This window comes from Nocardiopsis sinuspersici (assembly GCF_001998325.1).
Classification (GTDB): domain Bacteria; phylum Actinomycetota; class Actinomycetes; order Streptosporangiales; family Streptosporangiaceae; genus Nocardiopsis; species Nocardiopsis sinuspersici.
In genome coordinates, this window is the sequence record NZ_MCOK01000001.1 from 5,827,913 (window position 1) to 5,849,314 (window position 21,402).

General features: G+C 72.4%; 20 protein-coding genes and 1 tRNA gene. 12 read left to right on the top strand and 9 right to left on the bottom strand.

What is annotated here, in order from left to right; genetic code table 11:
• Positions 1 to 245: 245 nt before the first annotated feature.
• Complete coding sequence (locus tag NOSIN_RS25265; protein WP_077693771.1) at positions 246 to 614, top strand: VOC family protein; 369 nt, start codon at positions 246 to 248, stop codon at positions 612 to 614.
• Between the two features lie 68 nt (positions 615 to 682).
• Here the strand turns inward: NOSIN_RS25265 and NOSIN_RS25270 are convergent, their stop codons facing one another.
• Positions 683 to 1,828 (bottom strand): FAD-dependent oxidoreductase, encoded by a 1,146-nt coding sequence (locus tag NOSIN_RS25270; RefSeq protein WP_077693122.1) that lies wholly within the window; start codon positions 1,826 to 1,828, stop codon positions 683 to 685.
• A 4-nt stretch (positions 1,829 to 1,832) separates the two neighbouring features.
• Positions 1,833 to 2,744 (bottom strand): RNA polymerase sigma factor SigJ, encoded by a 912-nt coding sequence (gene sigJ / locus NOSIN_RS25275; protein WP_077693123.1) that lies wholly within the window; start codon positions 2,742 to 2,744, stop codon positions 1,833 to 1,835.
• 207 nt (positions 2,745 to 2,951) lie between these two features.
• Here sigJ and NOSIN_RS25280 point away from each other — a divergent pair, with 207 nt between their 5' ends.
• Positions 2,952 to 3,488, top strand: coding sequence for a GNAT family N-acetyltransferase (locus tag NOSIN_RS25280; protein WP_077693124.1), 537 nt, complete (start codon positions 2,952 to 2,954; stop codon positions 3,486 to 3,488).
• Positions 3,489 to 3,667: 179 nt separating this feature from the next.
• Here the strand turns inward: NOSIN_RS25280 and NOSIN_RS25285 are convergent, their stop codons facing one another.
• From NOSIN_RS25285 to NOSIN_RS25310, 6 genes are all read right to left on the bottom strand, one after another.
• On the bottom strand, positions 3,668 to 3,880 hold the full coding sequence (locus NOSIN_RS25285; protein ID WP_077693125.1) for a hypothetical protein: 213 nt from the start codon (positions 3,878 to 3,880) through the stop codon (positions 3,668 to 3,670).
• A 96-nt stretch (positions 3,881 to 3,976) separates the two neighbouring features.
• A complete protein-coding gene (locus NOSIN_RS25290; protein WP_077693126.1) occupies positions 3,977 to 4,189 on the bottom strand; it encodes a hypothetical protein in 213 nt (70 codons plus the stop codon).
• A 400-nt stretch (positions 4,190 to 4,589) separates the two neighbouring features.
• Positions 4,590 to 5,138, bottom strand: a complete 549-nt coding sequence (locus NOSIN_RS25295) for a hypothetical protein (protein ID WP_077693127.1) — start codon at positions 5,136 to 5,138, stop codon at positions 4,590 to 4,592.
• Positions 5,139 to 5,317: 179 nt separating this feature from the next.
• Positions 5,318 to 5,986 (bottom strand): SDR family oxidoreductase, encoded by a 669-nt coding sequence (locus NOSIN_RS25300; protein WP_077693128.1) that lies wholly within the window; start codon positions 5,984 to 5,986, stop codon positions 5,318 to 5,320.
• Positions 5,987 to 6,100: 114 nt separating this feature from the next.
• Positions 6,101 to 7,210, bottom strand: a complete 1,110-nt coding sequence (locus NOSIN_RS25305) for a 2-oxoacid:ferredoxin oxidoreductase subunit beta (RefSeq protein WP_171986637.1) — start codon at positions 7,208 to 7,210, stop codon at positions 6,101 to 6,103.
• Positions 7,203 to 9,053, bottom strand: coding sequence for a 2-oxoacid:acceptor oxidoreductase subunit alpha (locus tag NOSIN_RS25310; protein ID WP_077693129.1), 1,851 nt, complete (start codon positions 9,051 to 9,053; stop codon positions 7,203 to 7,205). Before NOSIN_RS25310 ends, NOSIN_RS25305 begins: the two co-directional genes overlap by 8 nt.
• 549 nt (positions 9,054 to 9,602) lie before the next feature.
• Between NOSIN_RS25310 and NOSIN_RS25315 the strand changes: the two genes are divergently transcribed.
• Positions 9,603 to 10,466, top strand: a complete 864-nt coding sequence (locus NOSIN_RS25315) for a M48 family metalloprotease (RefSeq protein WP_077693130.1) — start codon at positions 9,603 to 9,605, stop codon at positions 10,464 to 10,466.
• Between the two features lie 68 nt (positions 10,467 to 10,534).
• Here NOSIN_RS25315 and NOSIN_RS25320 read toward each other — a convergent pair whose 3' ends face one another.
• Positions 10,535 to 11,032, bottom strand: coding sequence for a YajQ family cyclic di-GMP-binding protein (locus tag NOSIN_RS25320; protein ID WP_077693131.1), 498 nt, complete (start codon positions 11,030 to 11,032; stop codon positions 10,535 to 10,537).
• Positions 11,033 to 11,265: 233 nt separating this feature from the next.
• Between NOSIN_RS25320 and NOSIN_RS25325 the strand changes: the two genes are divergently transcribed.
• From NOSIN_RS25325 to NOSIN_RS25365, 9 genes are all read left to right on the top strand, one after another.
• Positions 11,266 to 11,347, top strand: a tRNA-Tyr gene (locus NOSIN_RS25325).
• A 609-nt stretch (positions 11,348 to 11,956) separates the two neighbouring features.
• On the top strand, positions 11,957 to 12,208 hold the full coding sequence (locus NOSIN_RS25330) for a hypothetical protein (protein WP_077693132.1): 252 nt from the start codon (positions 11,957 to 11,959) through the stop codon (positions 12,206 to 12,208).
• A 56-nt stretch (positions 12,209 to 12,264) separates the two neighbouring features.
• The gene (locus NOSIN_RS25335) at positions 12,265 to 12,528 is read left to right on the top strand and encodes a hypothetical protein (protein ID WP_077693133.1); all 264 of its coding nucleotides are present in this window, start codon (positions 12,265 to 12,267) and stop codon (positions 12,526 to 12,528) included.
• An 11-nt stretch (positions 12,529 to 12,539) separates the two neighbouring features.
• Complete coding sequence (locus NOSIN_RS25340; protein WP_077693134.1) at positions 12,540 to 12,791, top strand: hypothetical protein; 252 nt, start codon at positions 12,540 to 12,542, stop codon at positions 12,789 to 12,791.
• 8 nt (positions 12,792 to 12,799) lie between these two features.
• Entirely contained in the window at positions 12,800 to 13,048 is a 249-nt protein-coding gene (locus tag NOSIN_RS25345; protein ID WP_077693135.1) for a hypothetical protein, read from the top strand.
• Between the two features lie 274 nt (positions 13,049 to 13,322).
• The gene (locus NOSIN_RS25350; RefSeq protein WP_077693136.1) at positions 13,323 to 13,907 is read left to right on the top strand and encodes a hypothetical protein; all 585 of its coding nucleotides are present in this window, start codon (positions 13,323 to 13,325) and stop codon (positions 13,905 to 13,907) included.
• Between the two features lie 201 nt (positions 13,908 to 14,108).
• The gene (locus NOSIN_RS25355; RefSeq protein ID WP_077693137.1) at positions 14,109 to 15,095 is read left to right on the top strand and encodes a DUF2397 family protein; all 987 of its coding nucleotides are present in this window, start codon (positions 14,109 to 14,111) and stop codon (positions 15,093 to 15,095) included.
• Positions 15,095 to 16,486, top strand: a complete 1,392-nt coding sequence (locus NOSIN_RS25360; protein WP_077693773.1) for a TIGR02678 family protein — start codon at positions 15,095 to 15,097, stop codon at positions 16,484 to 16,486. The genes NOSIN_RS25355 and NOSIN_RS25360 overlap by 1 nt, the downstream gene beginning before the upstream one ends.
• Positions 16,428 to 21,176, top strand: a complete 4,749-nt coding sequence (locus tag NOSIN_RS25365) for an SbcC/MukB-like Walker B domain-containing protein (RefSeq protein WP_077693138.1) — start codon at positions 16,428 to 16,430, stop codon at positions 21,174 to 21,176. Before NOSIN_RS25360 ends, NOSIN_RS25365 begins: the two co-directional genes overlap by 59 nt.
• Positions 21,177 to 21,402 lie beyond the last annotated feature (226 nt).

A 21,402-nucleotide genomic window follows, 5' to 3' on the forward strand; every position in this document is an offset into this window, starting at 1 on the left:
ACCGCCGACCGTCGTCCGGTGTGCGCTCCAGGCCGTCCACGGTCAGGCGTCGTTCGGGTGCTTCCGGGTGCCTGGTAGTCATGACCGACACCATGCCTCCTCGTCTTCATGAAGACCGGTATTCGGATGCACGCTCGGTTGCCGGCCGGTTTCGCGGAAGAGGCCTCGTGGGGACGTCCGGATCCGGCGGACCTTCCTGGGCCGTTATCCGGGAAATGTCGGTGTCGCGTGTCACACTCGGCCCCATGTTGGATCATCTCGGTATCCAGGTCAGCGACCCCGCGGCGAGCGCCGCCTTCTACGACAAGGTCCTCGCGCCGTTGGGGGCCGGACGCGTCCTCGACTTCGGCGAGAACATCGGCTACGGCACGTCCGCCCCCGATTTCTGGATCGGGCCCGCGAACACGCCGGGTGAGGCCCGCGAGTCCCACATCGCCTTCACCGCGCCCGACCGGGCGGCGGTGGACGCCTTCTCCGCGGCGGCCGTCGAGGCGGGCGCGGAGGTGCTCCACGAGCCGAAGGTGTGGCCCGAGTACCACGAGCACTACTACGGCGCGTTCGTGCGCGACCCCGACGGCAACAACGTCGAGGCCGTCTCGCACGTCCCCGCCTGAGTACCGTCCCGCGCGCCCCGGGGAGGCCGGTCGGCCTCCCCGGGGCGGTCGGCCTCCCGCGTCCGCGCCTACGCGGCTCCGGCGGAGCGCCTGCCCGTGGCCGCCTCCGCGGCGGCGACCGCGCTGTTGAACGCCACCTCGCCCAGCAGGCCCGGCGCCGCCACCGAGTCGCCGACCAGGTAGAGGCCCTCGCCCCGGTCCACCGCGGGGCGGTCGCGCCACGTGCGGCCCGGCAGGTCCAGCGCCCCGGTACGCCCGCGCGCCACCTGGTCGCGCCGCCACGTCACCCGTTCCCGCCACCCCGGCAGGGACAGGTCCAGGAACCGCTCCATGCGTTCGGTGACATCGGCCCGGGACTCTCCCGGGCGCACCGGCAGTTGCGCCTGCACCAGCTCCTCGCCCTCCGGCGCGAGGGTGCGGTCCACCAGCGAGTAGCGCTCCAGGAAACCGCACTCGTCGGTGTCGAAGACGACGAACGGGTCCCGGCCCCGCCACAGCCCCAGGTCCACCATCAGGGTGTGCCCGCTCTCCCACTCCAGCGAGTCGTCCCCGAGCAGCGCGCGGGCCGACGCCAGCGACGTCGCGACGATGGCCGGCGTGTCGGGCACGGCGTCCACCCGGGCCCCGGTCTCGACGCGCACGCCCATCTCGCGGGCCCGCCGGGCCAGCCGCTCCACCAGCGACGTCCAGCCGCCGACCAGGTACTTGGGGGAGGGCCACACCGGAGCGGTCGCCCGGCGAAACCTCTCCCAGACGAAGGCGGCCGACAACCGCGACGGATCGGAGTCGAACAGCACCACGCCCATCAGGTTCGCGGCCACGCGCGCGGGCTCCTCCCCGATCTCCTCCCCAGCCCATGATCCGAAGTCCCGGTCGTGCGGTGCCCGCAGCCGCCGCCGCGCGGCGGCCCTGAGCAGGGCGGCGGGCGGCATGCCCACACGGCCCCGGTGGCGGACCCGCATCCGGGCCAGGCCGCGGGCGGGGAAGGGCAGGGACGGCGGGACCAGGTCGCGCTCCGCCAGCCACGTGAACGGGGCCCCGTCGCCGTACAGCACGTGCGGTCCCTCGTTGGCCACGTACGGCGGATCGGTGGCGCGGGCCCGCCCGCCCAGGGCCCGGTGTGCTTCCAACAGGGTGACGTTCGCGCCCCTCTCGGCGCTGGCGATGGCCGCGGTCAGTCCGGCGAGGCCACCGCCCACAACGGTGATGTCCATACCCCTAGGACGGTTCGGGCGCCCGCAGGCGTGACATCTTCTCGGGGTTGACCAGGAGGTACACGTGCTGGATCCGGTCGCCGGCGATGTCCAGGGACACCAGCACGGCCGCCCTGCCCCCGGCGGAGACGACCGCCGCCGGGCCGCCGTTGACCTCGGTGACCGTGGTGCGCAGGTCCTCCGTCCCGGCCTCGTCCAGACCCACGGAACGCAGGAAGCGCTCGGCGTTGCGCGGCAGTACCAGGGAGGACAGGAACCGGCCGACCTTCGCGGCGCCCTCCATGACACGCCGGGGCGCCCTGGCCCTGCCGTCGCTGTCGCTGACCAGGGTGACGTCGTCGGCGAGCAGGCCGGTCAACCCGTCCAGGTCGCCCTCCAGGCAGGCCCGGAGGAAGCGTTCGGTCATGCGCCGCCGGGTGGTCCGGTCGGCCTCGAACCGGGGGCGCCTGGCCCGGACGTGCTCACGGGCCCGCCGTGCGAGCTGCCGGACGGCGGCCTCCTCCCGGCCGATGATCCCGCCGATCTCGGCGTAGGGCATCTGGAAGGCCTCGCGCAGCACGAACACCGCGCGCTCCAGCGGACTGAGCGTCTCCAGGACCACCAGGAGCGCGAACTCGACCGAGTCCGCCAGTTCGGCGCGTTCGGCCCCGTCGGGGATGTCGCTGACCGGTTCGGGCAGCCACGCGCCCACGTAGGTCTCGCGCCGGACACGGGCGCTGCGCAGCCGGTCGATGGCGAGCCGGGAGGCGACGGTGACCAGGTAGGCGCGGGGCTCGTCGACGGAGTCGGGGTCGACGGCGGACCAGCGCAGCCACGCCTCCTGGACGACGTCCTCGGCGTCGGACGCGGTGCCCAGGATGCGGTAGGCGATACCGGTCAGAAGGGAGCGGTGTTCTTCGAAGACATCGGTCGTCATGACAGGAAGACGTATCAGCCCGGTCCGTGTGTGACACGCCCGTCCACGTCTTCCGTCGGCACCGGTCCGGTGGCGGTCCGCCGTCCTCGGCCGCCGCCGGCCGTCGCCGGGAGGCGTCCGCCGGCACCGGCGGGGCCCTGCCGGGGGGTGCCCGCCCGGAGGGGTAGCGTGGCGCGGTCGGAGATCGGACGAGGGAGAGGGGCCGGTGTGTACCGACTGCGGGAGTGGGAGCCGGGCGACGCCGACCGGCTGCTGGAGGCGTTCGCCGAACCGGAGCTGGCCTGGCAGGCGCCGACGGTGCCCACCACCCCGGACCAGGCCCGTGAGTGGATCGTCCGGCAGCGGCTCCTGGCGCGGGAGGGCTCGGCGTTCGGGTTCGCGGTCGTCGAGGCGGACGGGCCGGTTCTGGGGCACGTCCAGGTGGACGTGACCAGTAGGCGCCTCGACCTCGGATGGGTGTCGTACTGGACCCTGACGGAGGCGCGGGGAAGGGGTGTGGCCACGGCCGGGGCACTGCTGGTCTGCGATTTCGCCTTCGCCGAGCTGGACCTGTTCCGGCTGGAGCTGGGCCACCGCATGAACAACCCGGGTTCGTGCCTGGTGGCGCGCCGGTCCGGGTTCCGGCCGGAGGGGGTCGAGCGGCAGAAGCTCCGCTACGGCGACGAGCGGTTCGACACGGGCACGCACGCCCGGCTGGCCACCGACCCGGTGGAGGGTGTGGAGCTCCGGCCCTGCGCGTACTGAACGCGATGGACGTACGGGCCCCGGCACGTACGAGGACGCGGGGCGCGGCCGTGCCGTGCCCCGCGTCCCCACGGCGTCCGCGCGTCCGAGGGACCCGGTGCGGTTCGGGCGCCGGCGGTTCCGCCTTCCGGAGTGCCCGAACACGGGATGGAGCGGAGTCCCTAGGAGAGCACGGACTACTAGTCCATGGCGACGATGCCGGAGGTGACGTCCTTGGAGACCACGTTGCAGTCGCCGCCGCTCAGGCCGGAGAAGGCGAGCACCTCGGCGCAGATCGGCACGGTGACGTTCTGGATCTCGGCGTTGTTGTCCGCAGCGGCGGGTCCGGTCATGGCGCCGAAGGCGAGGCCGGTGGCGAGGATGAGGCCGGAGACGGAGGCGAAACGCTTCATGGTGTTGGTCCTTTTCGGTTCGTGGTGTGATCGTTGATGCTGAAGGGACCTTGTGGGTCCCGTGGTGACAGACTGGATACGTGAGCGGAGCCGGTCCTAGTCGTCGACGGCGATGCCGCTCGTGGAGTCCCAGTTCACGACGTTGCAGTCGCCGCCGCTGACGCCGGAGGCCTTGAGGACGTCCAGGCAGATCGGGATCGTGATGTTCTGGATCTCGGCGTTGTTGTCCGCCGCGGCGGTGCCGGTCATGGCACCGAAGGCGAGGCCGGTGGCGAGGACGAAGCCGGAAACCTTGGCGATACGGGACATTCTTCTTGCCTTTCGGAAGTTCAAAACGGGCTGGCTGTAGCCGCCGTAAATAACTTAGCGTAATGATGGGCGTGCTTGGAGTACTTTCGAGGAAGGATCCAGAGTTTCCTTGGGTTTTCCTCGGCTTCGTAGGGGACATGACGGACATGTCATCACTTCGAAGCGTCACCGCGTTACTTAACCGAAAGCACGGCGATAACCCGTATCTGGCGAATGCATCGGAACCGGTGATTATCCGACATCGGACATACAAAAGGGCCCGCATGGTGATGAACCATGCGGGCCCTGTGTCTCGACGGTACTTCCGCGGGGGAGGAGGCCCCGCCCCGTGTCCGTGTCCGTGTCCGGACGGCGTCCCCGGGGCGGGCGGACGCTCAACCCACGGGGGCCGGTGCCGGGTCTACCAGCCCTGCTGCTGGCCGTACCCCGGGTACTGCTGCCCGTAGCCGGGCTGCTGACCGTACCCCGGCTGCTGACCGTAGCCGGGCTGCTGTCCGTACCCGGGGTACTGCTGCTGGTCGTATCCCGGGTACTGCTGCCCGTAACCCTGCTGGCCATAGCCCTGCTGCCCGTACCCGGGCTGCTGGCCGTACCCCCCGTACGGGTCCTGCTGCTGCGCCCCCGTCGGCTGGTGCTGGTAGGGCTGCTGTTGGCCCGAGGGCTCCTGTGGGGGCGCCTCGGGCCCGTCCTTCTTGCCGTCCGGGTCAGGGCGGAAGATGAACAGGCGTGCGGGCTTGTCGCCCTCCTCGCCCGGGGTGATCAGGTCCAGGCGCCAGCCGGCCTCCTCGATCCCCTCCAGGATGCGGGTCAGCCCGGGACGCAGCTTGCTGGAGGGCTCGTCGTAGGCGTTCACCTCCAACTGGATGATGAACATCCGGCGCTTCTGCTGCGCGGCGACCTTGGCATGCTCGACGACCGTGCTGTCCCTCACGACCTGCGTGACGCTCATGAATAACCGTACCCATCTGCTCTGCGTGGAGCTTGCCGTACCCGTCGAGCCGTTACCCGGTCATCCGCGTCCACAGTGGCGGGGACTCCGCCGGGCTCCGCAACCATGATGCCCCCTGCGGGCGCGTCTGGCCACAGAGCCCGAACGGCCGCCCTCCCCGTGAGGCGCCCGGCGGGCGGTCAGGAGGCGGCGGCGCGGACGGCCTCGACGACGGGCGTCTCTCCGTTCACCAGGTTGAGAACCTTCCCGACCGTCCCCGGTTCGTCCAGAAGGGCGACGATCACCGAGGCCACGTCCTCACGTGTCACGGAGTCGCGCTCGACGTCGGAGCCCAGCGCCACCCTCCCGGTGCCCGGGTCGTCGGTCAGCCGCCCCGGACGCAGGATCGTCCAGTCCAGCTCCAGCCCGCGCTCGCGCAGGTCGGCGTCGGCGGCGCGCTTGGCCTCCACGTAGGCCGCCCAAGCTCCGCGGGGGTCGGTGCCCTCGGGCACCGGCTCGTCCACGTTGATGGCCGACACCTGCACGAGGCGGCGCGTACCCGCCAGCGAGGCGGCGTCGGCGGTCAGCACGGCCGCCTTGTGGTCCACGGTCTCCTTGCGGGCCGCGTCGCTGCCCGGGCCCGCGCCCGCGGCGAACACGACGCCGTCGGCGTTCATGACCTTCTCGGCCAGTTCGGTGACGGTGGCCTTCTCCAGGTCGATCACGACCGGCTCGGCGCCGGCGGCGACCACGTCCTGGGAGTGGTCGGGGTTGCGGATGAGGGCGACGGGCTCGTCACCGCGGTCGGCCAGCTGCCTGGCCAGCCGCAGCGCGATCTTCCCGTGTCCCCCGGCGATGACGATACGCATGGGAGAAGCGTATGCCCTCGGCGGCCGGGAACCGGGGCGCGACCCCGGCGGCGGGAGGAGCGCTCCGGGCTCCGCGCACGGCCTCTCGGCCCCGCGCGGAGCCCGGCTCCGGTCCTACTCGACGGTCCAGGTGTCCCCGCTGCCCAGCAGGGCGGCCAGCTCGCCGTCGCCGCGCTCGGCGCGGGCGTCGGCGACCTGCTCGTTCAGCAGGTCGTCGTAGGTGGGGCGGCGCACGTCCCGGAACACCCCGATCGGCACGTGCTCGAACGCCGGGAGGTCCAGACGCGACAGCGCGAACGCGTATCCCGGGTCCTCGCGGTGCGCGTCGTGCCGGATCAGCCGGTCCTCGCCCACCGAGTCCACGTCCACGACCTCCAGGCCGCCGAACTCCCCGGCGACCACGCCCCGGTCGGAGCCCAGCCGCAGCGGCTCGCCGTGCTCCATGCGCAGCAGGCGGGTGTCGCGCGCCGCCGGGTCCTTCAGCGGTTCGAACGCGTCGTCGTTGAAGATCGGGCAGTTCTGGTAGATCTCCACGAACGAGGCGCCCGGGTGGTCGGCCGCCGCACGCAGCACCGAGGTGAGGTGCTTGCGGTCGGAGTCGACCGTGCGGGCCACGAACGAGGCCTCCGCGCCCAGCGCCAGCGACACGGGGTTGAACGGGTGGTCCAGCGAGCCCACCGGCGAGGACTTCGTGATCTTCCCGGCCTCGGAGGTGGGGGAGTACTGGCCCTTGGTCAGCCCGTAGATCCGGTTGTTGAACAGCAGGACGTTGATGTTGACGTTGCGGCGCAGCGCGTGGATGAGGTGGTTGCCGCCGATGGACAGCCCGTCGCCGTCACCGGTCACCACCCACACCGACAGGTCCGGGCGGCTGGTGGCCAGGCCGGTCGCGATCGCCGGGGCGCGCCCGTGGATCGAGTGCATGCCGTACGTGCTCAGGTAGTAGGGGAAGCGGGAGGAGCAGCCGATCCCCGACACCATGACGATGTTCTCGCGCGGCACGCCCAGCTCGGGCAGGAAGGACTGGAAGGCGGCCAGGATCGCGTAGTCGCCGCACCCCGGGCACCAGCGCACCTCCTGGTCGGACTTGAAGTCCTTCATCTTGTACGCGGTGTCGCCCTTGGGCACCAGGCGCAGGCCCCCCAGGGTGCCGGCCCCGTCCTCCGGGCCGCCGTGGTCGTGGCCGCCCGGGCCGGGGCCGTGCCCCGTCGCGTTCTCAGTCACGGTCGATGACCTCCTGCAGCACGTCCGCGAGTTCCTCGGCCTTGAAAGGCAGGCCGCGGACCTTGTTGTAACCGATGACGTCGACCAGGAACCTGCCCCGCAGCAGCAGCGACAGCTGGCCCAGGTTGATCTCGGGGACCACCACCCGCTCGTAGCGGCGCAGAACCTCGCCGAGGTTGGCCGGGAACGGGTTCAGGTGCCGCAGGTGTGCCTGCGCCACCCGGCCGCCCGCGCGGCGCACACGGCGCACCGCCGCGGTGATCGAGCCGTACGTGCCGCCCCAGCCCAGTACCAGGACGTCGGCCTCCCCGCCGGGGTCGTCCACCTCCACCTCGGGGATGTCCCGGGCGATCGCGTCGATCTTGGCCTGGCGCGTGCGCACCATCAGGTCGTGGTTGGACGGCGTGTAGGAGATGTCACCGCTGCGCGCGTGCTTCTCGATGCCGCCGATCCGGTGCTCCAGGCCGGCCGTGCCCGGCACCGCCCACGGGCGGGCGAGCGTCTCCTCGTCGCGCAGGTAGGGCAGGAAGTCCCCCTCCTCCCCGTTCGGCTCGGTCGCGAACCCGGGATCGATCTCCGGCAGGTCGGACACCTCCGGCAACCGCCAGGGCTCCGACCCGTTGGCCAGGTACCCGTCGGAGAGCACGACCACCGGCGTGCGGTAGCGCACCGCGATCCGGACCGCCTCCAGCGCGGCGTCGAAGCAGTCGGCGGGCGAGGCGGGCGCCACCACCGGTACCGGGGACTCGCCGTTGCGCCCGTACAGGGCCATGAGCAGGTCGGTCTGCTCGGTCTTGGTCGGCATGCCGGTGCTCGGCCCGGCGCGCTGCACGTCGATGACCACCAGCGGAAGCTCGGTCATCACCGCCAGCCCCACGGTCTCCTGCTTGAGCACCATGCCCGGACCGGAGGTGGTGGTCACCCCCAGGGACCCGCCGAAGGACGCGCCCAGGGCGGCGCCCACACCGGAGATCTCGTCCTCGGCCTGGAACGTGCGCACACCGAACTGCTTGTGCCTGGACAGCTCGTGCAGGATGTCCGAGGCCGGGGTGATCGGGTACGAGCCCAGGAACAGCGGCAGACCCGACCGCCTGGATCCGGCGATCAGGCCGTAGGCGGTGGCCAGGTTGCCGGTGATGTTGCGGTAGGTGCCCGCCGGGAGCCTGGCGGGCTTGATCTCGTAGGAGACCGCGAAGTCCTCGGTGGTCTCACCGAAGTTCCACCCGGCCTGGAACGCGGTCAGGTTCGCGGCGAGGATGTCGGGCTTGGCGGAGAACTTCGACTTCAGGAACGAGGTCGTCCCCTCGGTCGGCCGGTTGTACATCCAGGACAGCAGGCCCAGGGCGAACATGTTCTTCGCCCGTTGCGCGTCCTTCTTGGAGATGTCCACGCCGGCCAGCGCCTCCACCGTCATGGAGGTCAGGGGCACCGCGCTCACCTTGAACGAGTCCAGGGTCCCGTCCGTGAGCGGGTCGACCGTGTACCCCACCTTGGTCAGGCTGCGCTTGGTGAACTCGTCGGTGTTGACGATCACGGTGGCACCCCTGGGCAGGTCGCCCAGGTTGACCTTGAGCGCCGCCGGGTTCATCGCCACCAGCACGTCCGGGGCGTCACCCGGGGTCATGATGTCGTGGTCGGCGAAGTGCAGTTGGAAGCTGGACACTCCGGGAAGCGTTCCGGAGGGCGCGCGGATCTCCGCGGGGAAGTTCGGCAGGGTCGACAGGTCGTTGCCGAACGACGCCGTCTCCTGTGTGAAGCGGTCACCGGTCAGCTGCATGCCGTCGCCGGAGTCACCGGCGAAGCGGATGACGACGCGGTCGAGTTGTTCGATCTGTTTGGCCACTGAGATCGACGACCTCCTTGGTGAGCCGCCGGTCGTGAAGGGCGGCGGCGCTCGGGTGTCAGCCCCCGACCGGACCGTACCGCCGTGGGACGGATGTCTGGTTCGGGGACCTGGGGACAGCGTTCGCGGCCCTCGCGATCGCCGGATGCGCCAACCCGGTCTCGCGCGGTGTGGTCGTGCCGCGACGGCCGGGTCGCGAAGGAGTCGGCCTTCAACGACACGGCCATCCGCACATCCGGCCGAGGGGGCGGAGTCCCGACGGCCTGGTGAGCGGAGTGATGAGAGCCACGCTCGCACTATAGGTCGTCGGGGGTGCCGGGGCGGCGGCCGGGTGGCGATTCTCACACGTGCGATGGGGCCGACAGGGGCGGATGCGCTGGGATCCGGGGCGGAAGCGCCGCGGGACGGAGGAGGAACCGGCGGGGCGCGGGGGAGGCCGGGGCCGGGGATGTGACCGGTGGCCGGCCGCACGGGGAACGCGGGATGCCGACCCGCACGTTTGTCACCATGTATACGCATCCGTGGTCGGCTGAGCGAGGAGGTGGCGGCGTGCACGTCAACGTGGTCCGTGCGATCGGTCTGTTCGTCGGTGTCGCGGTACTCGTCGTCGCGGTCGGCTGGCTGTGCGGCGCCGAGAAGGGCGCCCAGTTCTCCGCGACCCTGGTGGTGTGCGCCGGGGTGCTGGTCTACCTCTTCGGCGAGTCCCTGGCACTGCGTGCGATGCGGGCCCGTCCGGTCAGCGAGATCGAGCAGCCCGAGCTGTACCGGATCGTCCGTGAGCTGGCCACCGCGGCGAGGCAGCCGATGCCGAAGCTGTACCTGTCGCCCGTGCGCTCGCCCAACGCCTTCGCCACCGGCGGCAGCCCGCGCCGCGCCGCCCTGTGCTGCACCACGGGACTGCTGAGCGCTCTGGACGAGCGCGAGCTGCGCGGGGTGATCGCCCACGAGCTGGCGCACATCCGCTCCCACGACACCCTGATCAGTTCGGTGGCGGCCACCCTGACCGCGGTCATCGCGGCCATGTCGGCGGTCGCGTTCCTCCTCCCGCTCGGGGAGTCGGAGGAGACCGACATGCCCAACCTGCTGGGCGGTCTGATGCTGGTGCTGCTGGCGCCCCTCGCGGCGCTGGTCGTCCACTTCGGGGTGGGGCGCCGGCGCGAGTTCCGGGCCGACGAGCAGGCCGCGAGGATGACGGGGGACCCCGAGGGGCTGGCCGACGCGCTGAGCAAGCTGGAGGCGGGCACGTACCGGTACCCGCTGCCCCGGGAGCGCAGCCTGCTGGCCTCGGCCCACCTGATGACCACCAACCCGTTCCCGTGCGGTGTGGGCCGCCTCTTCGCCGCCCACCCGCCCACCACCGAGCGCGTCCGCCGGCTGCGTCGGCTGCGGCGTGAGTGGGACCTGGGCGGATAGGCACGGCGAGGGCCGCCGGACACGGCGACGGCCGCCCACCGGGGAGGCGGGCGGCCGTTCGGTCGTCGCTACCGGTAGTTGACGAACTGGAGCGCCAGGTCGAAGTCCTTCTCCTTGATGAGGTTCTGGACCGACTGGAGGTCGTCCTTCTTCTTGGCGCTGACGCGCAGCTCGTCGCCCTGGATCTGGGCCTTGACGCCCTTGGGCCCCTCGTCGCGGATCAGCTTGGAGATCTTCTTGGCGTCCTCGGAGGTGATGCCCTCCTTGAGGCTGACGGGAAGGCGGTACTCCTTGCCGGAGGGGCGGGGCTCGTCGGCGGGGTCCAGGATCTTCAGGGAGAGCTTGCGCTTGACCAGCTTCTCCTTGAAGACCTCCATCGCGGCGTTGACCCGCTCCTCGGAGTTGCCCTTGATCTCGATCCCGTCATCGCCCTGCCAGGCGATGGTGGTACCGGTGCCCTTGAAGTCGAACCGCTGGGCCAACTCCTTGCCGGTCTGGTTCAGGGCGTTGTCGACCTCCTGACGGTCGAGTTTGGACACGACGTCGAAACTGGATTCGGCGGCCACGTTCGCTCACACCCCGCTAGTCATCATGGGTCGCGGGCGCCCGGGGGCACCCGCGTGGGTCTTGTCGGCCCGCTCCGGACCCCGGTGCGGGCAGGACCTCAGAGCTTAGCCGCGCCCTGCTCAGGCTGCCGAAGCGCCTGTTCGGGGCGCGCCCCGAAGAACCGATTTCAGGTTCGGGCGGATCATCCGCTATTCTCGGTGGTGCGCCGCGACGAACACGTCGCCGCAGCCCAGGCAGGTTGCCCGAGTGGCCAATGGGAGCGGACTGTAAATCCGTCGGCTTAGCCTTCCAAGGTTCGAATCCTTGACCTGCCACACTGGGGAACGAGGCCCCGGCACCATCAGGTGCCGGGGCCTCGTCGTGTCCGGGGTGCCCGCCGGCCGGGCCACGGCCGTGCTCCCGACCGGGGAGACGTGTGTCACATCCGCACCGGTCGGCGGAGGGCGCGTGTGTTCCGGATCAGGGCCGGGCCGCTTCCGGGATTCGGCCGATCGCGTGTCTGTCGCGTTCGGGACACGGGCCGGTAACGACGTTTTTGCCGTCCGGGGGCGGACGGCCCGCGGGCGGGGTGTGCGCTCCAGAGGGCTCTGAACTGCGGTTTCGCCCTTCCCTCAGGCGATCCGCGGACTGGGTGGCGGTCGCGACTGTGTGGATGGCGTGTGGTGTGTCCGCTTCGCCGTTCAGGGCCCGGTCTGGATGGAAGTCAGTCCTTTGCGTGGGTCGTGCAAAAAGAGATCCAATATATCCATTTGTGGCCGACGCGAAAAGAATCCTCGCGACAATCTGGACAAATTGCTTTCCGAGTTTCGGCGTTGACAAAAACCGGGGGGCGGATGATGATTGCCCCAGTCCACCGCGACACAGGTGCAAGAAGCGCCTGCGTCTTTTTCTGTCAATCCTCGTATCCGATTCTCGGGGGAAACATGATCAAGAAGATGGCCGCTGCTGGCCTGGTCGCCGGTGCCGCGATGGGCGCTCTCCTCATGGGAGCTCCCGCTCACGCCAGTGGTTCGCACGGTGGTGACCAGCAGTTCAACCAGAACCTGCAGCTGGTTCCGATCCAGTCCTGCAACCTGGAGGCCAGCGTCGGCCTGGTCGCGGTCAACATCCCGATCCTGTCGCCGCAGACCACCGGTGACTGCGTGAACGGCCCTGTCGGCACCAACATCAGCTAGTTCCGGCAATCCGTCCGACCGAGACAATATCTCAAACTTTTTCGAAGGGTAATTCAATGCTGCGTAAGCTCGGTGTTGCCGGCCTCGTCGCTGGTGCTGCTTTCGGTGTCGTTCTCTCCGGTTCCCCGGCCTTCGCCGGTGGAGGCCACCACGGTTCGCACGGCGGCGACCAGCAGTACAACCAGAACCTGCAGGCCATTCCCGTGCAGCTCTGCAACACGGAGGCCGTCGTCGGCCTGATCGCGGTCAACGTGCCGGTCCTGTCGCCGCAGACCACCGGCGACTGCGTCAACGGCCCGATCAGCACCAACATCGACTAGGAGATCCCGACATGCTGCGCAAGCTCACCACGGCCGCGGCTGTGGCCGGGATCGCCCTGGGCACCGTTCTGGCCGCCACGCCGGCCTCCGCCGGTACGCACGGCGGGGACCAGCAGTACAACCAGAACCTGCAGGCCGTTCCCGTGCAGCTCTGCAACTCGGAGATCGTCGTGGGCATCCTGGCCGCGGTCAACGTGCCGGTCCTGTCGCCGCAGACCACCGGCGACTGCGTCAACGGCCCGATCAGCACCAACATCGACTAGGGGACAGCATGCTGCGCAGGTTCACAGCGGCCACCGCGATCGCCGGTGCCGCCCTGGGCATGATGCTCGCCGCCTCGCCCGCCTCCGCCGGTACGCACGGTGGGGACCAGCAGTTCAACCAGAACCTGCAGTTGGTCCCGATCCAGCTCTGCAACACCGAGCTGTCCGTCGGCCTGGGAGCGGTCAACGTGCCGATCCTGTCGCCGCAGACCGCCGGCGACTGCGTCAACGGTCCCCAATGGACCAACGCGGGCTAGGACGGCCACGAGGGTGAGGACGACAACGGCCACGGTCACTGGCCACCTCCGGGTGGTGGGGCCTCCGGTCCCGCAGTGACGGAGCACATGGTCCGTAGGCCCCCCGGCATCCTGCCGGGGGGCCTTGTCGCGGCTCCGGGCCCACCGCCCGTCGCCCAGCCGGACACATGGGGTGACGGGTCGCGGGTAGGCGGATCCGGGGTCCGGGCGCGGGGCCCGCGACCACAGGGGGCCGGTGGCCCGAGAGGGACCGAAAGAGGAGGAGAGAGGCCAGATGAGGCGCACGATCCTGACCGGGGCGGCACTACTGCTGGCGGTCACGGCCTGCGGCGAGCAGGTGGCTCCGCCCGACCTGCCCGCCCCCAGTCCGGAGGCCGAGCAGAGCCGGCAGGAGGAGGGCGGCGACCCGTCGGCGACCGGCACCCCGGGTGAGGAGCCCACGGTCGAGGAGAACCAGGAACCCGTGGAGGGGGAGCAGGACAGTCCGGGGGACGAGGCCACCGGAGAGGAGGGGACCTACGTCTTCAACCGCTACGGCGACGAGGACGGGTTCCCCGACCTGCGTCCCACCGACTACGTCGCCACGGAGTTCACCACCTTCTCCGACATGGAGTGGAGCGAGTGGTCGGACGAGGTCGCGCACGGCGAGGGCGGGGTGTCGGGGACCTGGTGCCTGGAGACGGGCTGCCAGGAGGACCCCTACGACGTCGAGGTCGAGCTGGGGGACCCGGTGGAGGTCGGCGGCGGCACCTTCTTCTCCACCTACACGATCACCGACTACGGCGACATGTCGGCGAAGACGCGCCAGGCGATGCAGGAGGCCGACGACGGGCGCCTGTCGCTACCGCCCTCCGAGTGAACTCCGGCGCGGCGACGGATCCGGGGGCGTGCGTGCCCGGTGAAGGTGAGGTTCGCCTCCGTCACGGCTTCGCAGAATCATGCCAAAGTTCCTCAAAAGAACATAACGCCTGATCAGAACGGGTGACACGGCCCTCTCAGCAGGGCCAGACGGTGCCGAAACGGGCGTGGCGCGCCCGGGAGGTCTCTAGTCTGCTGAGTTGTGGGACTCAACCAGCGGACGGACAACCGCGCGGACGACGCACAGGGCACCGGAGGCCGACCGGCGCCGCGGCACGGCCGCGCCGCCCTGCTGCGCCTGGCCACCTGGTTCGAGGAGGCGGATCCCGACGGGGCCGACGCCCTCGCCACCGCCGCCTACGCCCTGCACCCCGCCCTCCACCTGGAGGGACGCGTGGACGAGGGCGTCGCCGCCACCACCAGCTGGTGGCAGGCAGACCCCGACCGCAGCACCGTCATCGAGCGTCCCGGCACCCGGCTGCCCGAGCCGGTCCGCGACCACCGCGCCCAGCAGGCCCGCCTGCGCGACGCGGCCGAGTCCTCCGCGCACTGGCGCCGCGCCGGCGCCGCGCAGATCCGCGCCCTGCTCACCGAGCCCACCGGCGACCGCGCCCGCCTGGACCTGTCCGGCGCCGGGATGGAGGTCCTCATGGAACTCCTCACCGCGGCGCTCGGCTCCGGCGACGCCAGCAGGCACTCCACGTCGGCGGGAGACCTGGAGTTCTCACTGCGCCTGCACGTCATCACCGCCCCGGGCGCCGGGGTCACCATCCAGGGCGAGGGCGGCGAACTGACCCTGGAGGGGCTGCGCCTGTGCGTCACCGCCTACGACCAGCACACCGTCGAGGAGGCCGCCGGGAGCACCGGCGACGGCCCCTCGGACGACGCCCCCGGGGAGGAGGACCCAGGGGAGGGCTCCACGCCTCGGGCCCCGGCCCCCTTCGACCCCCTCACGGATCCGCTCCCCCCGCAGGCCCTGGAGGACCCGGAGGCTCCACCCGCCCGGGTGTATCCGGCTGACCAGGAGGAACCCTCCGGAACGGACACCGGGGAACCAGGCGCCGAAGGTTTCCCCGAGACCCCTGCCGAAGACCCCGAACCCACCGGTAACCTCCCTGGACCGGACCCGGACGCCGAGACCACGGGTCCACTCGACCTGTCCGGGAACCGGTCCCGGTCGTGGGGGTGATGGAGACGAACGCCTACAGCGAGGACGCCGCGCTCATCGGGGAGCGCCAGGCCGCGGCCCGCGCCCTGCTGGCGCACCCCCTGCTCACCGAGCGCACCCACCCGGCGGAGTTCCCCCTCGTGCGCTCCCACGCCGAGTGGCTCATCCAGAGGTTCCAACGCGTGCTCGGCTACCGGCTGACCGTCGCCGCCGACCACGCCCGCCTGGTCAAGAGGGGCCCGGCCACGGAGACCGCGCGGCCCCTCACGCGCCCGACCGGGGCGCCCTTCACCCCGCGCACGCACACCTACCTCGCCCTGGCCCTGGCCGTCCTGGTCGAGGAGCAGGGCCCCACCACGGTCCTGCGGCTGGCCGACCAGGTCCGCTCCGCCGCGCACGAGGCCGGAATCGACGCCGATCCGGCGCGGAGCCTCGGCGAGCGCCGCGCCTTCTGCGCCGCCCTGCGGCACCTGGCGGGGCTCGGGGCCCTCACCGAGACCTCCGGCGCCATCGCCGACCACCAGGCCGATCCCGCGGCCGACCCGCACCTGCTCCCGCGCACACAGGTCCTTCGCTCGGTCGCCGCCCACCTGCCCCGCGCCGACGACGACCAGGACTCCTTCCTCGCGGCCGCCTCCGACGCCGACCCCGACGGCGACCAGCAGGGTGAGACCGTCCTGCGCCGCCTCCTCGCCGAGACCGCCGTCGTCTACCGCGAGGAGCTTCCCGACCGGCAGCGCGACCGCCTCGCCGCGCACCAGTGGCGGGCCGCCGCCGCGCTGGGCAACCTGCTCGGCTGCGACACCGAGATCCGTGCCGAGGGCGTCGCCCTCGTGATGCCCGACGAGGCCGGGGCCCGCCCCGCCTTCCCCTCGGACGACCCGGTCGGCCAGGTGGCCCTGTCCCTGGTCCGGCACCTCTCCGGCCGCCTGCATCCCGGTCGGCCCGCCACCTCCGTCCCCGTCCCCGAACGGGAGATGGACACCGCCCTGGAGGCCCTCTGCGGCGTGGACGCCCCCGCGCGGGCCGAGTGGGCCCGCACCGCCGGACCCGAGGTGCCCGACCCCGCGCGGCTCCGGGAACGGGTGCTGGCCCTGCTGTCGGGCCTCGGGCTGCTGCGCGGCGGCCCCGGGCACTGGCGGCTCACCGCCGCGGCCGCCCGGTACGGGAGCGAAGCGGACGAGTACGTCCCGCCGATCCAGGACAATGACCTACACGGCCGGACACGACCCGACAAGACACGTGGTTCCGGTGACGGCCCCGCGCCCGAGGCTCCCGCCGATCCCCAGGGCGATCTGAGCCGGGTGGCGTCCGTGCTGCAAGCGGTGGCGAACGAGAAGGTGAGCGCGTCCAGTGGTGACACAGGAGACCAGCCAGGCCCCGGGGGCGGAAACGGCGACGGTTCCGGCTGAAGCCCCCGCCGGCGGGCCCCGTGCCTCCCACGGCGTCCCCCGCTACCGCCTCGAACGCGCGGGCATCCGCAACGTCTGGCAGTACGACGACCACGTCCTGGACTTCGCGGAGGGACGGCTGCTGCTGCGCGGCCGCAACGGCGCGGGCAAGTCCAAGGCCCTGGAGATGCTGCTCCCGTTCCTGCTGGACGGGGACGTGCGCCGGCTGGACACCACCGGGACCAACAGGACCAGCCTGCGCTGGCTGATGGCCGAGGGCTCCGACGCGGGCCGCCTCCCCGCCTCCGAGGAGACCGGCCCCGACCTGCTCGGCGGCCCCGAGTCCGATGAGGACGCCGTGGACGGGGAGGACTCGGCCGCCGACGACGGGAGCACCGGTCCCGCCACCCGGCTCGGCTACCTGTGGGTGGAGTTCACCACCGAGCGCGGCGAACGCGGACTCGACGCCGCGGCACGGGCCGACACGGGCCCCAGGAGCGCCTCCGCGCTGCTCGCCGCGAGCGCCGCCGGCACCGCGGCCGACGCGGAGCACGACGCGGGCCGGGAGGAGCCCCGCGACCCCGGCGCCCCGCCCCGCCACCTGACACTGGGCGCCGCCGTCATGGCGGTGGGCGACTCCGACCCGCGCTGCGTGTTCTTCGTCACCGAGCGCCGGGTCGGCCACGACCTCGACCTGGTCACCGACGGCCGCCCCAAGCCCGTGGACCGCCTCCGCTCGGAGATCGGCACCGACAACTGCTTCACCAGCGCCGTCCCCTACCGCGCCCGGGTGATGCACGACCTGTTCGGCATCGACGACTCCGTCCGCTACCGCAACCTCATCCACCTGCTCTACCGGCTGCGCCGTCCCACCATCGGCGACCGCCTGGAGGCCGGTGAGCTCGTAGGGGTCCTGTCCGAGGCGCTGCCGCCCATGGACGAGTCCGTCCTGGACGAGGTCGCCCGCAACATCGCCGACCTGGAGCAGGCCCGCTCCGACAAGGACGCCCTCGCCGAGGCCCGGACGGGCGTCACCGCCTTCCTGGAGGACTACCGGGGCTACCTGGTCCACGCGCTGCGCGCGCGGGTCACCGAGGCGCGCGAGCAGATCGACGCCGCCGCGCACCGCACGGAGGAGACCGAACGGCTGCGCGCCGAACTCGACCGCCTCATCACGGCGGAGAGCCAGATCTCCGAGGAGCGCGACCAGGCCCGCCGCACCCGCGACACCGCCCGGGCCGACGACGGGACCCTCGCCACCGCCCAGGACGGCGCCGCCGCGGCCACCGGCAACGAGCGCCGCGCCTACGACGCCGCCGTGGGCGCCTACATCCGCGCGGCGGAGGCCGCCTGGTTCGCCGCCGAGCACGCCGAGCGGGTGGAACGGCACGCCGTCGAGCGGTTGGAAGAGGACTCCGACACGGTCGAGCGCGCACTGGACGTGCTGCGCCAGACCCACGCCGAGGCCTCGCGCGCGGCCACGGCCGCGGGGATCGACCCCGGTGTCCTCGGCGCCGTTCCGGACCCGGTCCTCACCGTCCACGCGCCGCGCGAGAGCACCACGCGGGTGGACCTGCAGGGGCTGGAGCAGGCCGTCGAGCGCGAACCCGTGGAGGGCATCGACCTGGACGGCCTGCGCGACCGCCTGGGACGCCTCCACGACCGGCTCACGGGGATCGCCGGACGCGCCACCGACCGGACCGACCTGGTCACCCGCCTGACCGGGCTCACGTCCGCCGAGGCCGAGGCCGACCGCCGCCTGGTCGCCCTGACGAGCGAGGCAGAGGGCGCCGACGCCGCGCTCGAACAGGCCCACACACGCGAGCGGGACGCCGTCGACGGGGTGCGGCGGGAGAGCGCCGCCTACGCGGAGGGCGTCCGGGCGTGGGCCGCGCGGCTGCGGGACTCCAGCCACGCGCACGCCCTGGGCGAGGCCATCCACGAGCTGGAGGGCAGCGTCGAACTGCCCATCAACGACTCCCTGCGCGTCCTGGACCCGGACGTGCCCGCCACGGTCGCCCGCCTCGCGTACGCGGCCGTGGACCCCCTGCTGGAGGAGCTGCGCTCCCGCCGCGACGTGGCGGTGGGCGAGGAGGGCCAGCTCTCCGACGAACTCGCCGAGCTGGCGGACCGGCGGACGAGGAACACCGAGCACGCCCCCGAGCGCCCCTCCTGGGCCACCCACCCGCGGTCCGCGGGGGACGGCGCCCCGCTGTACGCGGTCGTCGACTTCGCGGAGGGGCTCAGCACGCGCGAGCAGGCCGGACTGGAGGCGGCGCTGGAGGCCAGCGGGCTGCTGGCCGGGTGGGTGCGCGCCGACGGGACCCTCCACGACCCGATGACGCGGGACCTGGTGGTCTCCCCGGTTCCGGTCCCGGCGCTGTCGAGGCCGTTCAGGGGGCGGACGCTGCTCGACGTCCTCGTCCCGGCCGCCGCCTCCGGTCCGGGGCCCGGCCGCGCCGTCGACCAGGACGGGCTGCGGGCCCTGCTGTCCTCCGTGGCGCTGTACTCGGACGCCGAGATGGAGCGGTCCCGGGGCGAGGAGACCGACAACGACGCCAGGCACCGCCGTGAGGGCCACGGCTCCCCGGACACCGAGCAGCCCAGGCACCGCCGGGACAGCCAGGGCACCGTCGTCCTGTCCAGCGCCGTGTCCCTCTCCGGGAGCTGGCGCCTGGGCGTCGCCTCCGGCGCCCACCACAAGAGCGAACCCGAGTACATCGGCGAGGCCGCCCGCAAGCGCGCCCGTGACCGGAAGTCGGCCAACACCGACCGCCGGATGGCGATCGCCGAGGCCCTGCTCGCCGAGGCGGGCGAGCGCCGCTGGGCGGTCGAGCACTCCTACGCCGAACTCATGGAGGTCTCCCGCGACCTGCCCGACCCGGCCCCGCTGATCCGTGCCTGGGCCACGCTGGAGGTCGCCCGCGGGGACGTGGCCGCCGCCCGCCGCGCACACGACGTGGCGCGCGCCGCCGCGGAGTCCTGCCGGTCCGAGCTGCTCGACATCCGTACGAGGCTGCGCGCCTCCGCCGCCGTGGGCGGCGCCGAGGAGTCGGAGGGCTCCCCGTGGGAGCGGGACCTGCCCACCACGCGCGCCGGGCTGGACAGCGCCCTGCGCGCCCTGGACCACCTGCGCGTGCTCATCGCCTCGGCGCTGCGGGACCTGGACGTCCTGGCCTGGGAGCTGGCCGACCACGAGAACCACGTCGCCACGTGGCGGGCCGCGCGGGCCGACCGGGTGCTGGCCGAGGACGCCCGCGCGGCGGCCATCGACGACATGATCACCGTCCGCCGCCAGATCGAGCTCGGCGACCGGGCGCGGGGCGTGGCCCCCGAGCAGCTCGACTCCGCGCGCGACCAGGTGAGGGCCCGGGCCGAGGAGGCCGCCCAGCGGCTGCCCGAACTCGAACGCGACGCCCAGCGGGCCCGCGACGAGCGGATCAGCGCGGAGGCGCGCCTGGCCGTGGCGACGCGGGAGAGGGCCGAGCAGGTGCGCCGCGCGCTCGCGTCGGGGGACGGGCTGGTCTCGGCGGTCACCACGGAGGACGCGGCGGGCGAGGACGTTCCCGACACGGTGCTGCTGCGTGCCGCCGGCCTGGATTCCCGCGCCGGGCGGGACGCCCCCCTGGCCGCCTACCTCGCCGCCCGTGGCGAGGCGGCCCCTCCCGGTCCGGACGTCCGGCTCGCCCTGCTGGAGGCCTTCGTCGACCAGGTGGAGGAGGGGCTCACCGACCCGGAGGCCGGAGCGGAGATCGACGACAGCGCCATCCTGGGCAGCCGCGAGGACCTCGACCGCCTGCTCGCGTCGACGGGCTGGGCGCAGATCCGCACCGAGATGAGCGAGCCCCGGGGCATCAAGCGCCTCACCGTGCACGACGAGGAGGGCGCCCACGACGTCACCGACTACGCCGAGCGGGTCGCGACCGCCGTCACCCGGGCCGAGGAGACCGTCGCGATCGCCGAGGAGGAGGCCTTCGAGCGGCACCTGCTGGGCGAGCTGGCCGGCCACCTGACCCGCCAGATCGACGAGGCCCGGGCCCTCATCGCGACGATGAACGACGTCCTCAAGGACGTCACCACCTCGGCCGGGCTCGGCGTGCGCCTGGACTGGCGGCTGGCCCCGGACGCGGGCGCGGACGTGGAGGCGGTCGTGCCGCTCCTGGCCACGCCGGCCGAGGAGCGCACCCGTGTGCAGACCACACGGCTGCGGGACGCGCTGCGGCGCTGCATCGAGGCGATCCGCCGCCTGGACCCCACCGCCACGGGCGGCGCGCAGCTGCGCGCCGCGCTGGACTACCGGTCCTGGTTCACGTTCACGGTGTACGTGACCGACGCCGCGGGCGAGGAGCGGCGCCTGGGCCACCGCACGGCGCTCAGCCAGGGCGAGCAGCGGGTGGTGGCCTACCTGGTGCTGTTCGCGGCCGCCGCCGCGCACTTCGACGCCCTGGCCGCGCGTGTTCCGTGGGCGCCGAGGCTCATCCTGCTCGACGACGCCTTCGCCAAGGTCGACGAGCCCACGCACGGGCGCCTGCTCGGTCTGCTGGTGGAGCTGGACCTGGACTTCGTCCTGACGTCGGAACGGGTGTGGGGATGCTTCGCCAGCGTGCCGAGCCTGAACATCTACGAGTGTCTGAGGGACCCGAACGTGCCGGGCATCGCGACCCTGCACTTCACGTGGGACGGCAGCAGGAGACGCCTCGTCGGGGTGTAGGAGGCGCCGGAGCGGGGAGCCCGCCCCGGGTGTTCGGCGAGCGCTTCCTCCCGGCCTGTCCTAAGGCATGTTCGGCGGACACATACTCTGCTGCGCGCCCGCCCGTCGCCCTCCACCGACCCTCAGCGGACGCTTCGCGCAGTTCTTTCCACCGCACAACTCCCGCTGCGTCCTCATCAGTCGACAGCCGAACCAGGAGGGCCCCCGCTGTGCGACACCGCCGAGC